The organism is Indibacter alkaliphilus LW1 (assembly GCF_000295935.2).
Lineage (GTDB): Bacteria > Bacteroidota > Bacteroidia > Cytophagales > Cyclobacteriaceae > Indibacter > Indibacter alkaliphilus.
This window is the reverse complement of the sequence record NZ_ALWO02000040.1, coordinates 1-16240: the sequence shown is the minus strand read 5'-3', so window position 1 is coordinate 16240 and position 16240 is coordinate 1. Positions and strand designations below refer to the sequence as shown.

Annotated in this window: 16 protein-coding genes and 1 pseudogene; 16 read left to right on the top strand and 1 reads right to left on the bottom strand. The window is 39.4% G+C overall.

Annotation, left to right across the window (positions count from 1 at the left end; genetic code table 11):
- The first annotated feature begins 56 nt into the window (after nt 1–56).
- From A33Q_RS15160 to A33Q_RS15130, 7 genes are all read left to right on the top strand, one after another.
- The gene (locus A33Q_RS15160; RefSeq protein WP_009034631.1) at nt 57–1154 is read left to right on the top strand and encodes a chorismate mutase; all 1098 of its coding nucleotides are present in this window, start codon (nt 57–59) and stop codon (nt 1152–1154) included.
- A gap of 78 nt (nt 1155–1232) precedes the next feature.
- Nucleotides 1233–2264 carry a 3-dehydroquinate synthase gene (aroB, locus tag A33Q_RS15155; protein WP_040490555.1) on the top strand — a complete coding sequence of 344 codons (1032 nt, stop codon included), beginning with the start codon at nt 1233–1235 and terminating at the stop codon, nt 2262–2264.
- Between the two features lie 16 nt (nt 2265–2280).
- Complete coding sequence (locus A33Q_RS15150; RefSeq protein ID WP_009034629.1) at nt 2281–3486, top strand: 3-phosphoshikimate 1-carboxyvinyltransferase; 1206 nt, start codon at nt 2281–2283, stop codon at nt 3484–3486.
- Between the two features lie 163 nt (nt 3487–3649).
- On the top strand, nt 3650–4732 hold the full coding sequence (locus A33Q_RS15145) for an efflux RND transporter periplasmic adaptor subunit (protein ID WP_009034628.1): 1083 nt from the start codon (nt 3650–3652) through the stop codon (nt 4730–4732).
- Between the two features lies 1 nt (nt 4733).
- Nucleotides 4734–5993: an ABC transporter permease gene (locus A33Q_RS15140; protein WP_009034627.1), complete on the top strand. Its 1260-nt coding sequence runs from the start codon at nt 4734–4736 to the stop codon at nt 5991–5993.
- A 9-nt stretch (nt 5994–6002) separates the two neighbouring features.
- Nucleotides 6003–6686, top strand: a complete 684-nt coding sequence (locus tag A33Q_RS15135) for an ABC transporter ATP-binding protein (RefSeq protein ID WP_009034626.1) — start codon at nt 6003–6005, stop codon at nt 6684–6686.
- A 125-nt stretch (nt 6687–6811) separates the two neighbouring features.
- The gene (locus A33Q_RS15130; protein ID WP_009034625.1) at nt 6812–8230 is read left to right on the top strand and encodes a Glu/Leu/Phe/Val family dehydrogenase; all 1419 of its coding nucleotides are present in this window, start codon (nt 6812–6814) and stop codon (nt 8228–8230) included.
- A gap of 38 nt (nt 8231–8268) precedes the next feature.
- Here A33Q_RS15130 and proC read toward each other — a convergent pair whose 3' ends face one another.
- Complete coding sequence (gene proC, locus A33Q_RS15125; protein WP_009034624.1) at nt 8269–9072, bottom strand: pyrroline-5-carboxylate reductase; 804 nt, start codon at nt 9070–9072, stop codon at nt 8269–8271.
- A gap of 201 nt (nt 9073–9273) precedes the next feature.
- Here proC and A33Q_RS15120 point away from each other — a divergent pair, with 201 nt between their 5' ends.
- The 9 genes and pseudogenes from A33Q_RS15120 to A33Q_RS15080 all read left to right on the top strand — a co-directional run bounded on the left by A33Q_RS15120 (nt 9274) and on the right by A33Q_RS15080 (nt 16005).
- Nucleotides 9274–10449 carry a glycosyltransferase family 4 protein gene (locus A33Q_RS15120; protein WP_009034623.1) on the top strand — a complete coding sequence of 392 codons (1176 nt, stop codon included), beginning with the start codon at nt 9274–9276 and terminating at the stop codon, nt 10447–10449.
- Between the two features lie 62 nt (nt 10450–10511).
- Nucleotides 10512–11567 carry an NAD-dependent epimerase gene (locus A33Q_RS15115; protein ID WP_009034622.1) on the top strand — a complete coding sequence of 352 codons (1056 nt, stop codon included), beginning with the start codon at nt 10512–10514 and terminating at the stop codon, nt 11565–11567.
- A 62-nt stretch (nt 11568–11629) separates the two neighbouring features.
- A complete protein-coding gene (rfbB, locus tag A33Q_RS15110) occupies nt 11630–12676 on the top strand; it encodes a dTDP-glucose 4,6-dehydratase (protein WP_009034621.1) in 1047 nt (348 codons plus the stop codon).
- Nucleotides 12677–12996: 320 nt separating this feature from the next.
- Nucleotides 12997–13329: a hypothetical protein gene (locus tag A33Q_RS15105; RefSeq protein WP_009034620.1), complete on the top strand. Its 333-nt coding sequence runs from the start codon at nt 12997–12999 to the stop codon at nt 13327–13329.
- A 35-nt stretch (nt 13330–13364) separates the two neighbouring features.
- Nucleotides 13365–14375 (top strand): virulence protein RhuM/Fic/DOC family protein, encoded by a 1011-nt coding sequence (gene rhuM / locus A33Q_RS15100; RefSeq protein ID WP_009034619.1) that lies wholly within the window; start codon nt 13365–13367, stop codon nt 14373–14375.
- Between the two features lie 211 nt (nt 14376–14586).
- Nucleotides 14587–14955 (top strand): type II toxin-antitoxin system RelE/ParE family toxin, encoded by a 369-nt coding sequence (locus A33Q_RS15095; RefSeq protein ID WP_009034618.1) that lies wholly within the window; start codon nt 14587–14589, stop codon nt 14953–14955.
- Complete coding sequence (locus A33Q_RS15090) at nt 14952–15242, top strand: helix-turn-helix domain-containing protein (protein ID WP_009034617.1); 291 nt, start codon at nt 14952–14954, stop codon at nt 15240–15242. Before A33Q_RS15095 ends, A33Q_RS15090 begins: the two co-directional genes overlap by 4 nt.
- Nucleotides 15243–15484: 242 nt before the next feature.
- Nucleotides 15485–15718: pseudogene (locus tag A33Q_RS15085) on the top strand (type II toxin-antitoxin system RelE/ParE family toxin); the annotation flags it as partial.
- Nucleotides 15715–16005, top strand: a complete 291-nt coding sequence (locus tag A33Q_RS15080; protein WP_009034617.1) for a helix-turn-helix domain-containing protein — start codon at nt 15715–15717, stop codon at nt 16003–16005. The pseudogene A33Q_RS15085 and the gene A33Q_RS15080, both read left to right, overlap by 4 nt.
- Nucleotides 16006–16240 lie beyond the last annotated feature (235 nt).

The following is a 16240-nucleotide window of genomic DNA, read 5'->3' as shown; positions in this document are numbered from 1 at the left end:
CAGAAAAAGCCCGATTCGAGAGAGTCGGGCTTTTTTCATTTAAACCTAACACCATTATGGAAAACCATTTACAAACAAAGGATTGGGGTCTTGGACTAAAAGGCAACACCATCATTGCGGGACCTTGTAGTGCCGAAACTCCTGAGCAGATTGAGAATGTGTGCTTGGATATGATCAAGGAAAATATGATTCCTGACGTTTTTAGAGCGGGAATTTGGAAGCCAAGAACCAGACCAGGAAGCTTTGAAGGTATTGGCGAGGATGGTTTGAAGTGGATGGAGATTGTGAGACACCACCTCAATATCCCTATCACAACAGAAGTAGGGAATACAGCTCATGTGGAAATGGCCCTTAAACACAAAGTAGACATCCTTTGGATTGGAGCAAGAACTACAGTAAACCCTTTTGCTGTGCAGGAAATAGCCGAAGCCCTAAGAGGGGTAGATATCCCTGTAATGGTAAAGAACCCGATGAATCCGGATTTGCAACTTTGGTTGGGAGCACTGGAAAGACTTCAGGCGATTGGAATCAATAAATTGGCTGCTATTCATAGAGGTTTCTCTGATTCTTATGATAAAAGATTTAGAAACAAACCCAACTGGTCTATGCCGATTCACTTAAAAAGAGAGTGGAAAGGAATGGAAGTTATCAACGATCCCAGCCATATCGTAGGAAACCGGGAAGGGATCTTGGAAACAGCCCAGCGTGCCATCAACTTTGGCTTGGATGGCTTGATGATAGAAACCCACCACGATCCAGACAAAGCTTGGTCTGATGCCAAGCAGCAAGTGACTCCGGCTAGACTTAAAGAAATACTTTCAAAAATTGACTTCAAGGACAACTTAGGTGAAGAAAATCCCAGCGAAAGATTGAATGATCTAAGAATGGCTATAGATCACTTGGATGATCAATTGTTGGATATCCTCCAGGAGAGATTCTCACTGATTGATCAGGTTGGTGCCTATAAAAGAGAGCACCACCTTACTGTATTTCAATCAGATCGTTGGAAATATGTCATGGAGTCAAGAACCAAAAAAGGTGTTGATAAAAACCTTAGCGAGAAGTTTATGAAAGAATTGCTTTATTGTATCCATGAGGAATCAGTGAAGCGTCAGGAGAAGCAGTTAAGAGAAGCAGACTCTGTCAAAAAATAAATTCAAAAGGGCCGAAGTAGATACATTTCTGCTTCGGTCTTTCAAGTTTTGCCTATTTTTGAAAGAAATTCAAAAACCTTGGAGACAATCATATTTTCCCAACAAATAGCCCAAGACCTGGGCAATTACATTAAACAGCTCAACTTTTCCAAACTTGGAGTAATTACTGATTCCAATACTTCTATCCATTGCTACCCTTTGGTGAAAGAAAGTCTGCCAAACCACAGTCATTTCAGTTTTGAGGCAGGAGAAGCCAACAAAAACCTCCAAAGCTGCACCGATATCTGGCAATGGATGACCGATCAAAGTATGGACAGAAAAGCCCTGATCATTAACTTGGGTGGTGGGGTCACAGGTGATATGGGAGGCTTTTGTGCCGCTACCTACAAAAGGGGAGTCCGCTTTGTCAACATCCCTACCACTTTGCTTTCCCAGGTAGATGCAAGTGTTGGGGGTAAGTTGGGGATTGATTTCAACGGATATAAAAACCATATCGGAGTTTTTACCCAACCGGCTGCGGTGATAATTTCTGATGAGTTTCTTCAGACCCTTCCAGAAGAGGAGTTGAGATCAGGGTATGCGGAAGTAATCAAGCATGGGCTGATCAAGAATGAGCCTTATTTCAATTGTCTCAAAATCGAGGACTGGAAAAAGCAAGATTGGAGAGGGATTATTGAAAAATCTGTAAGTATCAAAAAGGATGTGGTAGAAAAGGATCCCAAAGAAAATGGACTTAGAAAAATCCTGAATTTTGGGCATACTATAGGTCATGCCTTTGAATCTTTTTATTTAAATACAGAAAACCATTTACTACATGGAGAGGCCATAGCGATAGGGATGCTCTGTGAAGCTTTTTTGTCCCACAAGAAATCAGGTCTCTCAGGTGTTGAATTGAAAACTATTCAAGATATGCTCCTGAGTATTTTCGGAAAATTTGATTTTCCAGAATCAGATGTTGCCGACATAGTATCTCTATGCGGTCAGGATAAAAAGAACGAAGGGGCAATCATCAATTTTTCCCTGCTAAACCAAATCGGGACCTGCGATTATAATATTCCTGCAAGTATAGAAGAAATCACCGAGTCCATCAATTCCTATAGATCAATCTAAATAAAAACCTATCCTATTGAAAACGCTAGTTTTAAATCAGACCAGTTCATTTACATCCACCAAGATTCCTTTGCCAGCGTCAAAAAGTGAAAGCAACAGGGCATTGATTATAGACGCTTTGACAAACGGTGAAAATAAATTGAGCAATCTTGCCGAGGCAAGGGATACGCAGACCATGATCCGCTTGCTGAAAGAAAATCCTCCTGTTTATGATGTTTTAGATGCCGGAACCACGATGCGCTTTTTGACTGCCTACGCAGCAGCAACTGATCAAAACAAGGTGTTGACGGGTACCGCAAGAATGTGCGAAAGGCCTATTGGGATATTGGTGGAGGCTTTGAAAGAACTCGGGGCGGATATCCACTATATGAATGTGGAAGGCTATCCTCCTTTGGCTGTTCATGGACTTAAAAACCAGTTGAAAAATAGGGTCAGCGTTAGAGGGGATGTGAGTAGCCAATACATTTCCGCTTTGTTGATGATAGCACCGGTTTTGCCTTTGGGAATTGAATTGGAGCTGCAAGGGAAAATCGGGTCAAGAACCTATATAGAAATGACCTTGGAGTTGATGAGGTCTTTTGGAGTTTCCTATTCATGGGAAGGGAATGTGATCAAAGTGGAAGCTCAGGATTATAAGCCTACCAAATTTGCGGTAGAAAGTGATTGGTCAGGGGCAAGCTATTGGTATAGCCTCTTGGCATGCGCAGATAAAGGAGAGCTGTTTTTGGAAGGACTGAAAGAGAATAGTCTGCAAGGAGATTCCAAAATAGTTGATATCATGGAATTTCTTGGAGTTAGAAGCGAGTTCAAAGACGGTGGAGTACATTTGACCAAGCAGCCAGTGAAAGGGTTGGATCATTGGGATTTCACCCATTGCCCCGATATTGCACAGACGGTGGCAGTGACCTGTGCGATCATAGGCCAAAAGATGGATTTTAGCGGTCTTGAAAGTTTAAGAATAAAAGAGACCGATAGGATTTTTGCGCTTCAAGAGGAATTGGGAAGGTTTAATGCTGAATTTTTGGAGCAAGAAGAGGAGCTGTTTACATTGATTCCATCCGTAAAAATGCCTTCTGAGGTACAGATCAAAACTTACGATGATCATAGGATGGCCATGGCATTTATGCCTTTGATGACCAAGACCCAAGTAATAGTAGAAGATCCTGAGGTGGTCAACAAGTCATATCCGAGTTTCTGGAAACATGTAGATCTGATCAAGTAATTTTGAAGGTTTTGGGCAGGCTTGAGGGTTTGCCCAAAATATCCCATAGGATTTATTTTTTTATACAATTTCGAAAATTTCTCTTCATTGAAGGAAAAGAAATAATTACAGGTTTGTACAGAATCATTTTTTAGGAGTAAATTTAAAGCAAACCCCACACACTATGTCTCAAAAGGAATGCTTTTGGCTGCTACCGGTATTGTTCCTGATTTTTTCCTGTGGCTCCTCTGAAAATAAAACCAGTCCCAAAAGGGAAAATATTACTGAATCCATCTATGCTTCCGGTACTATCAAGGCCAAATATCAGTACCAGGCTTTTATCAATGCACTGGGGACTGTGCAGGAAGTGTTTTTGCAAGAAGGAGATTCTGTGGAAATAGGCACTCCTATATTGGCTATCTCGAATGAGTCCACAAGAATCAATAGAGAGACAGCAGAACTTAATCGTGAATATGCGGATAGGCAGCTGAATCAAACCAGGCTTAGGGATTTGGAGATCAATATCAATTATGCTGCTAACAAATTAAAAAACGATTCCCTTCTATGGGAAAGGCAGCGCCGTCTTATGGATAAGGGAATAGGTTCCGCTATTGATCTTGAACAAAAAGAGTTGGCTTATGGAAATTCAAAAACTGTTTATGAAACTGCCTTGCTGAGATATGAGGACTTGAAGAGGGAAATTGATTTCAATGAAAGAAGTGCTTCCAAAAATCTTGCTATTTCCAAGGCTCTAGAGAGTGACTTAATTCTTAAAAGTGAAGTGAGCGGGCTTTTGTATTCCTTGTTGAAGGAAAAGGGAGAAATGGTCAATAATCAAACACCCCTAGCCGTTCTGGGAAGCGGTGATGAGTTTGTTTTGGAAATGCTGGTGGATGAATTTGACATCGCTAAAGTAAAAATCGGTCAAAAGATCCTGATCAGCATGGACAGTTACAGAGGAGAGGTTTTCGAAGGTTTGGTGACAAAAATAAACCCCATTATGGATGTGGGAAACAAGACTTTTGTGGTTGAAGGTGTGTTTTTGGAACAACCTTCTGTTTTATATCCCAACCTTTCTTTGGAAGCAAACATTATTATTTCTGAAAAAGAGAATGTGTTGCTTTTACCCAGGTCCTATCTGATTCGTGACCGTTTTGTCATCACAGATGAAGGAGATACGCTGGAGGTGAAGGTAGGTCTGAAGGATTTTCAAAAAGCAGAAATCATAGAGGGTTTGGATGAAAACTCAATAGTTATCAAACCTTGATATGAAGATCTCTCTGATAATTAAAATGGCAAAGGCTTTGATGCTGGCCCGCTTAAAGCAGACTGTAGTTGCAGCTATTGGTGTGGTATTCAGTATCACCATGTTTGTGACCTTACTTGGTTTTATGAATGGATTAAATCAGCTTCTGGATAACCTTGTGCTCAACAGGACACCCCATATCAGGTTTTATAATGAACTAAAGCCTTCACCGACTCAGCCCGTTGAGCTGAGTGACAAGTATCGAAGCTTCCATAATGTAGTCAGGTCGATCAAGCCTGCGGCAAGCAGAATGAGCATATACAATAATGAAGCTATTATCAAAACGCTTTTGGATGATCCAAGAATAGTGGGGGTAGCCCCAAAGATTGCCGCTCAGGTATTTTTTAATGTTGGGGCCATAGATGTGAATGGCGTGATCAATGGTATTGATGTAGAAGAAGAAAGCAGGCTTTTTGCATTCGACGATTATGTTACTGAAGGTGACTTCGTAGATTTGAAGAATACAGCCAATGCCATCATTTTGGGAAAGGGAGCGGCGGACCGCATGCTTGCATCCATAGGTGATGTAGTACAGGTGACAACAGCGCAGGGCAACAGCATACAGTTGAAAGTAGTAGGCTATTATCAATCCGGTCTTGGAGAACTGGATAATGTCCAATCATACGCTTCTATCAGTACAGTGCAGAAGATGTTGGGGGAGCCGCCATCATTCGTTACGGATATTCAGGTCAAGCTGAATGATTTCGACCTTGCCCCTGGGATGGCCAAAGAATACAGTGCTATCTTTGGAATAGATGCAGATGATATACAGACTGTCAATGCACAATTTGAAGCTGGTTCCGGCATCAGGTCAATGATTAGCTATGCTGTAGGAATTACATTATTGATTGTTTCTGGTTTTGGGATTTATAATATCCTCAATATGATGATCTATGAAAAAATGGACACCATTGCCATCCTCAAAGCCATAGGTTTTTCAGGCAGGGATGTAAATTTGATATTTATCACTATCGCCATTACCATTGGGTTTTTTGGAGGAGTATTGGGTTTGTTTTTTGGGTTTATAGCAGGGCTGGGAATTGAGCAAATTCCATTTGAGCTGGATGCTTTGCCGACCATTAAGACCTTGCCTGTAGATTTTAATCCCAAATATTATGTGATAGCCGGAGTTTTTAGCTTGGTCACCACTTATTTTGCAGGTTACTTTCCGGCACGAAAAGCAAGCAGTATAGATCCTGTAGATATCATAAGGGGTAAATAGTACAGCATTATGAAAGGAAAACCAGTATTGGAAGCGCAAAACATCAATAAGTACTTTTACAGTCCTGAAAAAACAAGGGTGCTGAAAGATGTGAGCTTTCAGGTGACAAGGGGTGAATTTGTTTCAGTCATGGGGAAGTCTGGTTGCGGGAAATCTACCTTGTTGTATATTTTGTCTACAATGGACACGGATTATCATGGTAAGCTACTTATAGATGAAGAGCTGGTAAGTGGCAAAAATGCAAATAGACTTTCTCAGATCAGGAATGAAAAAATAGGTTTTGTCTTTCAGTTTCACTATCTGCTCAATGAGTTTTCTGTATTGGAAAATGTGATGATACCAGGGCTTAAATTAGATAAGAAAAGTAAGCAGGAGCTGGAGCATATTGCTATGGAAAAGTTAAGGATTTTTGATATGCAAGATCATGCATTGAAAAAAGCAAATCAACTATCAGGTGGTCAAAAACAAAGGGTAGCTATTGCCAGATCACTGATGAATGATCCTTTGATTATTATGGGTGATGAACCTACTGGAAACCTGGATAAAAAAAATTCTGATATCGTTTTCAAAATTTTTAAGGAATTGGCTCAGGAATTTCACCAAACTATGTTGATAGTCACACATGATCCAGAATTTGCCGCAGGTACGGATAGGATTATAGAAATGGAAGATGGAAGGGTGTTAAGAGATTAATTTTCAATCTTTAAGAAAAATTTTTAGATGATATCTGGAAAGAATTGAATAATATCATAACGCAAGATTAGGCAGTTCTTTACAAAGATTAGTATCTTGTCATATTCACCAAAACGTACATTTTTATGAGTAAAAAGATAGAATATAGTTTATTTGATGATGTTAGTGGATTTGTGGATGATGCTGCCAAGCATTTGGATCTGCACCCCGGACTATTAGATCAGATCAAGCAATGTAACAGTATTTACAAATTTAATTTTCCTCTTCGCAATGATGATGGAACATACGAGACACTAACAGGTTACAGGATTCAACATTCCCATCATAAGCTTCCTGTTAAGGGTGGTATTCGATACAGTGAGCATGTGGATGAGGAGGAAGTCAAAGGGCTGGCTGCTCTGATGACATACAAGTGTGCTCTGGTCAATGTCCCTTTCGGCGGAGCCAAAGGAGGCGTCAGCATAGATCCTCTTAAATACAATGAAGGACAAATGGAGAGAATAACGAGGAGATACACTGCTGAGCTTATTAAGAAAAAATTCATCGGACCGGCAATTGATGTGCCTGCTCCTGACTATGGTACAGGAGCCAGAGAAATGGCCTGGATTGTAGATACATTTGAGGCTTTCAATCCTGAATTGATCAATGCCAAAGGAGCTGTTACAGGAAAGCCACTTTCCCAACATGGTATAGACGGTAGAACTGAAGCTACCGGACAAGGGGTGTTTTTTGGAATCCGTGAGGCCGTCAGTGTTGAAGACGATATGCAAGCACTTGGGCTGACAGTAGGCTTGAAAGGTAAAAGAATCATCATTCAAGGTTTGGGTAATGTGGGCTATTATTCAGCAAAATACCTGAGTGAAGCAGGTGCAAAGATCGTAGGTGTGGCTGAGTGGAATGGTGGAATTTGGGATGAATCAGGCATTGACATCGAAGCTCTTAAAACTTACCAAATTGAAAATAAAGGATTTAAGGGATTCAAAAAGGGTGAATTCATTAAAAACAGCAAAGAACTTCTTACCTACCCATGTGATATCCTTGTTCCAGCCGCGTTGGAGAATCAAATCACCAAGGAAAATGCAGCTCAAATTCAAGCAAAAATCATTGGAGAAGCCGCAAATGGTCCAGTTACCAATGAGGCCGAAAAGATTTTGCTAAAGAATGGAGTCATGGTCATTCCAGACATGTACCTGAATGCAGGTGGTGTGACGGTTTCCTATTTTGAGTGGCTCAAAAATCTATCGAGAGTTTCTTTTGGGAAACTCGAAAAAAGATATGATATGGAGAAGTACAGAAAACTCCTGGGTACAATAGAAAATGCAACAGGTGAGCGGTTTACAGATGATGAAAAGGACGGCTTGATCAAGGGAGCCTCCGAAAGAGACTTGGTACTCTCCGGGCTGGAAGAAACAATGGTAACGGCATACCATGATATGAACAGAACCAGAAAAGAAAAAGGAATTCAAAGCTTAAGAACTGCCGGATTTATTTTGGCTTTGCAGAGGATTGCCATTTCTTACATGGATCTGGGTATTTTCCCATAATTATAACAATGCAAAAGCCGGCTAAAAACCGGCTTTTTTTATATTTTCTCTATTTTTTGGTAAGAGGCCAATACTCCTCTGACCATGGCAGCCGAAAAACCTTGATGCTCCATTTCGTTTAACCCCACGATAGTACAACCTTTAGGTGTCGTCACTTTATCAATGGCTTCTTCGGGATGGATATTTTTCTGAATCATCAGTTCAGCGGCACCCTTCACTGTTTGGTTGACAATTTGGCTGGCCGTTTTGGCGTCAAATCCAATCTGAATACCCCCTTGGATCATTGCTCGCATAAAACGCAATACATAAGCAATACCACATGCTCCCAATACAGTAGCGGCCTCCATTAGGCCTTCATCTATATGTATGCTGATGCCAATACTTTCAAAAAGCTCCCCGATAAGCGCTTCGCTTTTAGGGTTTTGGTTTTTTCCACACGTACAAGTGATTGATTCTTGGATATCAGCAGCAATATTGGGCATGGCTCTGTAGGCAATTGTGGAGGGGTCAATAATCTGGAAAATTTCATCGAGACTCACACCCGTGGCAAGAGAAACTATGATCTGCTTTTTAGGGTCTAAAACAGGTTTGATTTCCTTCAGAATGCTTGAGACATTGTAAGGTTTTACGCCTAAAATGACCAGATCAGCCTCCGAAGCAGCGATTAAATTGTCTGAATGAACGCGTACTCCTTTGTCTTGTAGAAAAAGTAAATTAGAAGGATTCCTTTTGGTGACATGAAGATTGCTTGGCACAAAACCCTTTAGGTTTAATAATCCATTTACAATAGAGCTGCCTAAGTTGCCGCATCCAATGATGGCGATTTTAGTATCTTTCAACATACGGTAATTCAGTGGTTAATTTTATAATAGTCATAAAGGTAAAAAGTAATCCTTTGATAGAACGATATTGACAGGATTTTTAGAAAGAACATAGTTTTTTGATAGAAGAAGTATATAGGATTTATTGGCTCAATTTTCTCAATTTTAGCCAATTCAAAAGCAATAAAAAGTTAACTTTGACTTTTATAATCAAAAAACTGAATGCCAAAATTAATCCGTATTACCACAGTTCCTCTTTCGCTCAAACTTTTATTGGCAGGACAGATGAAATTCATGATGGAAGCTGGCTGGGATGTGTTGATGGTGAGTGCTGATGGCAGAGAGGTGAATGAAGTGACGAGAAGGGAAGGTTGTCCACATCATGTTATTCCATTTACGAGAAAAATCACTCCATTTCATGACCTTTATTGTTTGTGGCTCTTATATAGACTTTTCAAAAAAGAAAAGCCTGATATTGTACATTCCCATACTCCCAAGGCCGGTTTGCTCGGAATGATCGCTGCGAAATTTGCCGGAGTGAAGACCAGAATTCATACCGTAGCGGGGATGCCCTATATGGTGGCCGAAAAGCGAAAGAAAAATCTTTTGATCGCCATGGAGAAATTGACTTTCAGATGGGCAACTGAAGTTTGGCCAAACTCTTTTTCATTGAAAGATTTCATGCTAAAAGAAGGCTTACTCGATGAGAGTAAAGTAAAAGTAATTGGCCATGGATCTTCTAACGGTGTAGATCTGGATAAATTCAGCAGGAATTCCTTGGCTGAGAATCACTTGATTGCTGCCACAATTAGGATTACCCCTTCGGAAAATGATTTCCTGATCTTGGCAGTGGGAAGATTGGTCAGGGACAAAGGGATAGAAGAGTTGGTTGAGGCTTTTTTACTATCCAAAGTTTCACAATATGGGAAATTGATATTGTTGGGATCCTTTGAACAGAAGCTAAACCCAATCAGTGAGGAAGTTATTAGAAAAATTCAGGATCATCCTAGAATTGTGCAGATAGAATGGTCTGATCATGTTGCTCATTATTTTGCTTTAGCAGATGTGCTTGTTCATGCCTCACATAGGGAGGGTTTTCCAAATGTTCTCCTGGAAGCAGGTGCTATGCAGGTTCCTGTGATCTGTTCGGACATTATAGGCAATGTTGACCTGATTACCAATAAGCAAACAGGTTTGGTTTTCCCTGTCAAAAACACAGAAGTGCTCAAAGATGCTTTGGAGTTTGCTTTTGTCAAAAGGGACTTCATGCAGGTATTGGCTGACAACCTCTATAAAGAGGTGAATGAAAAGTATGAAAGAAATCAGATCCATCAGCTGATCTTGGAGAATTATATTCGGTTGGGCGCTGAAAATCTTGAAATTCAAAATCAATCTTAACCGATATATTGGAATACTTGTATTAATTTGCTTTTTGTTTTTATAGAATAATATTTTAGAGAATGAAATATTTGATTACCGGGACAGCCGGATTTATAGGTTTCCATTTAAGTAACCTATTGCTAGAAAGAGGAGATACTGTAATTGGAATAGACAATATCAATGACTATTATGATGTCAATCTGAAATTTGCCAGATTGGAAGAAAGCGGGATTTCAAAAGGTGAAATTAAGCTTCACAGTCCAGTAAAATCAGTGAAGTTTCCTGAATACACTTTTATACAAATGGATCTTTCGGACAAGCAGGCATTGATGAATCTGTTCGAAACCGAAAAGTTTGATGTAGTGATCAATCTAGCTGCGCAAGCTGGGGTCAGGTATTCATTGATCAATCCTGCGGCTTATATAGATACTAATGTCACAGGTTTTGTCAATATCCTTGAAGCATGCAGGGCTTTTCCTGTCAAACATCTTGTTTATGCATCCTCCAGTTCTGTTTACGGAGCCAATACACAAATGCCATTCTCCACATCGGACAATGTAGATCATCCGCTGAGTTTGTATGCGGCATCCAAAAAGTCAAATGAATTGATGGCGCATACTTACAGCCACTTATTCAATATCCCTACTACAGGATTAAGGTTTTTCACAGTCTATGGACCTTGGGGAAGACCTGATATGGCTTTGTTTTTATTTATAGAAGCCATTACCAAAAACGAGCCTATTCAGGTATTCAATCATGGTAAGATGAAAAGAGATTTCACATATGTGGGGGATATTGTAGAAGGGATCAAGCGTGTAGCAGATAAGATACCAGAGGGGAATCCTGATTGGTCAGGGGATGACCCAGACCCGGGTAGCTCTTATGCTCCCTATAAAGTTTACAATATCGGAAATTCCAGCCCTGTAGAATTGATGGATTATATAGGTGCTTTGGAAAAGGCCTTAGGAAAAGAGGCTAAAAAAGAAATGCTTCCTTTGCAGCCAGGTGATGTCCCTGCTACCTTTGCTGATGTTACTGATTTGATGAGAGACACGGGGTACAAGCCTGATACTCCTGTAGAGGAGGGTGTGGCAAGGTTTGTAACTTGGTACAATGAGTTTTATAAGAAACACTGAAGCTAGACTTTAAAGTAATTATTTTCACTAAATAAAACTGGTCTAAAATACTATTCAAATCTATGGAAAAGAGCATTTTAATTACCGGAGGAGCGGGATTCATAGGAAGCCATGTGGTTTCACTTTTTGTCAATAAATATCCTGATTATAAAATAGTCAATCTGGATTGCCTGACTTATGCAGGCAATTTGGAGAACTTGAAGGAAATCGAAGGCGCTGAAAACTACACTTTCGAAAAAGTGGATATCATGGATGAAGTATCTTTGAAGAAGGTTTTTGAAGATCACAATATCACTGATGTAATCCACTTGGCAGCCGAATCACATGTTGACAGGTCTATTTCTGACCCATTGGCATTTGTTAAAACCAATGTTATCGGAACTGTTAACTTACTCAATGTAGCAAAGTCTTATTGGAAGGATTACTCCAAGCATCTTTTCTATCACATTTCTACTGATGAAGTCTACGGTTCTCTGGACGATGGCGGTTTTTTCCTGGAGACTACTCCTTATGATCCTCAGTCTCCTTATTCGGCTTCCAAAGCCTCCTCCGATCACTTTGTCAGGGCATACAGCAATACCTATAAATTGCGTACTGTGATTTCAAACTGCAGCAATAACTATGGACCTAATCAGTTCCCGGAAAAGCTAATTCCGCTTTGCATCAACAATATCAAGAATAATAAACCTTTGCCTGTCTATGGCAAAGGGGAGAATATCAGGGATTGGCTTTATGTGGTGGATCATGCACGAGCCATTGATGTAGTATTTCATTCTGGTAAAAATGGGGAGACCTACAATATTGGAGGATTCAATGAGTGGAAGAACATTGATATTGTAAAAGTGCTATGCAAAATAATGGATAAGAAGCTAGAAAGAGAGTCAGGTACTTCCGAGAAACTGATCACCTTCGTGAAAGATAGGGCCGGACATGATCATCGGTATGCCATTGATGCCAGCAAAATCCAGCAAGAACTTGGGTGGGAGCCCAGCTTGCAATTTGAAGAAGGGATAGAGAAAACAGTGGATTGGTATCTTCAAAACCAGGAGTGGCTGGAAAATGTAACTTCCGGAAATTATCAGAAGTATTATGAGGCCCATTACGAATAAAAGTATTGGGTTTTTGAAGAATATGGATAAATAGGCCAAGTGTACATCCTTAGGATCATGGGATGAAATTACAAATTTCATCCTATGTATTTTTTAGGCCTGAGATATGTTCAAATTGTCTAGGATCAAGGAAGTCCATAAAATCTTCAGTAAATCAAGAGTTTACCTGATGGCTTGTGGGTAAGGATTTAGTGATTTTTTGCGATCAATATCCGTGTAAAACATTCGCTTATTTCTTACGATTTCTGGTCAAGTTATTAATTATTGTTAGCTTGATACTATAAATACGTTATTATAAAAAAGTTGGACTCAATTCTAAAATGGCAAAGCAAAATCCATGGATAATCGGAATATTGGGGTTTGGATTTTTTCTATACCTGGCATGGAATAATATTGAAATGCCATTTGCTCCATGGACAAAAACGGCTGAGGCCAAAGCAGTGATTACAGAAAATGCACTTGGGTATGGTCCGAAAGGAATGGGATTTACCCAAATCATTACGATATCCTATCAGGTTGATGATTCGGTTTATGTTCAGAAGAAAAAACTTTCGCAGAGAATCGATAAAAAGGAAATTGGATCAAAGGTGTTAATAGAATATGCTGTTAAAGACCCTGGCAATTTTGAAATCAAAGGTTTTTTGAAACAATGAACTAATATTTTTATCAAAATCCATTATCTTCCTATATGGAAACAGTTGACTTCAATTCTGAAATAGTGGTTTTCAAACCATCCCAAGGTAGCAATGAATTTGAAATCATATTGGATGGGGAGCATGATACGGTTTGGGTTACCGAACAGCAGCTTGTTGAATTATTTGGTAAAGCTAGAAGAACGATTGGTGAGCATATCCGAAATATTTACAAAGAAGGAGAATTGGAAAAAGAGTCAACTTGGCGGAATTTCCGCCAAGTTCAAAAAGAAGGGGAAAGAAAAGTAAAAAGGGCAGTTTCAGCTTACAATTTGGATGTAGTGATCTCAGTTGGATATCGGGTAAAATCACCAGTTGGGATTGAATTCAGAAAATGGGCAACCCAAAGATTGAAAGATTACTTAGTGCAGGGTTATGCCATCAACAGCGAATTATTGAGCAAGCAAGGTCAAAAAATAATTCAGCTAGAAAATCAGCTTGATATTTTAAGGGAAAAAACATTTGAATCACAAAGAGTATTGACCGAAGGCTTTTTGGATATTATTTCGAAATATTCCAAATCTTTTGAATTACTCAATAGGTATGATTCAGAAGATCTTCAGCTCGATAACCTTTCGAAAGAAATCATTTATGTCATCAATTATGAAGATGTCAAGAAAGCCATTCACCAATTAAAGAGAGAATTGATTCAGAAAGGAGAAGCGGGAGAGCTTTTCGGAAACGAGAAAGATGATTCATTCCGGGGAATATTGGGAAGTATCTCCCAAACGGTGTTTGGAGAATTGGCATATCCAACCATTGAAGAGCAGGCGGCACAGTTGTTATATTCTGTCATCAAAGGACATGCTTTTAGCGATGGTAATAAGAGAATTGGTTCATTTCTGTTTGTATGGTTCTTAGAGCAGAACAGTTATCATTTGGATGAAAGAGGAGTAAGAAAAATAAATGAAAATACATTGGTAGCACTGGCATTGGCAGTAGCGCAAAGTTTACCTGAGCAAAGGGATTTGATGATTAAACTGATAGTGAACCTAATAAAGAACTAAGTCCAACATCACCTTGGATACAGCGGGCGATTCAGAGTAAAAATAAAGTTTAGTATCTTTAAGAAGTTAGGAGTAGGGTGGAAGAGAACGGCTCCGAAAGCCCGCCGTCTCCAAGCTGAATCCCGTTATAGCGCATATTAAGAAGCCCAATTCTGAATATAGTCAACTTTTTACATTTTGAAAATAGTAACTTTAAAGTTACATTAGCGTTATGGATAAAATCAGGGAAGTCATAGCCTATCAAGACCACTTTGAGAACTTTCTGAAAAAGCAAACAGTGAAAGTTCAAAACAAGATTTATAAGGTCATTGAGGCTATAGAAACTTTTGAAAGAGTTCCGGAGACTTACCTGAAACCAATTAAAACAAAAAAAGGGCTATATGAAGCCAGGGTTCAGCTGGCAAGTAATATTTGGAGGGTGTTTTGTTTTTTTGATGAAGGAAAGCTTGTGATACTTCTCAATGGCTTTCAAAAGAAAACCCAAAAAACACCAACCAAGGAAATTGAAAAGGCTGCCAAACTGATGGATGAATATTATGCTGAAAAAGAAGTTCAAAAAGGTAAAAAGAAAAAGAAATGAATACGAAGAGTTGGAAAGATATCAAAGATGAAGTTTACGGGGCAAAAGGCACCGAACGCAGGGATGAATTGGAAAGGGATTTTGAGTCATTCAAAATTGGTTTGCTTTTAAAGAAGGCCAGAGAAGATAAGAATCTAACACAGGAGCAATTAGCGGAATTGGTGGATAAGAAGAGAACCTATATTTCAAGGGTGGAGAATAACGGAAGCAACCTGACACTAAAAACCCTTTATGAAATTGTTGAAAAAGGATTGGGAGGAAAGGTGAAAATCTCTATTGAACTCTGAAAAAGGAAGTACGCGCTATAACAGCACCTAAGAAAACATGGGGCGGCCGGTGGTAACAGGAAAGTTTATTCCTCGATCTGATATTGTCTAAGAGAGAAAGCTTATTGCTTCGAAATGCCCCAGGTTTCTTAGCTGCGGACCGTCAAAATCCAGCAAAAGAACGTTGTTCAAAGGGAAATTGATATCCAAAATTTTAATTATGAAGTAATTAAAAAGAAACTTTTGAAAGAGTTCCGGAGACTTACCTGAAACCAATTAAAACAAAAAAAGGGCTATATGAAGCCAGGGTTCAGCTGGCAAGTAATATTTGGAGGGTGTTTTGTTTTTTTGATGAAGGAAAGCTTGTGATACTTCTCAATGGCTTTCAAAAGAAAACCCAAAAAACACCAACCAAGGAAATTGAAAAGGCTGCCAAACTGATGGATGAATATTATGCTGAAAAAGAAGTTCAAAAAGGTAAAAAGAAAAAGAAATGAATACGAAGAGTTGGAAAGATATCAAAGATGAAGTTTACGGGGCAAAAGGCACCGAACGCAGGGATGAATTGGAAAGGGATTTTGAGTCATTCAAAATTGGTTTGCTTTTAAAGAAGGCCAGAGAAGATAAGAATCTAACACAGGAGCAATTAGCGGAATTGGTGGATAAGAAGAGAACCTATATTTCAAGGGTGGAGAATAACGGAAGCAACCTGACACTAAAAACCCTTTATGAAATTGTTGAAAAAGGATTGGGAGGAAAGGTGAAAATCTCTATTGAACTCTGAAAAAGGAAGTACGCGCTATAACAGCACCTAAGAAAACATGGGGCGGCCGGTGGTAACAGGAAAGTTTATTCCTCGATCTGATATTGTCTAAGAGAGAAAGCTTATTGCTTCGAAATGCCCCAGGTTTCTTAGCTGCGGACCGTCAAAATCCAGCAAAAGAACGTTGTTCAAAGGGAAATTGATATCCAAAATTTTAATTATGAAGTAATTAAAAGACACTATCCCGATAAGTGTG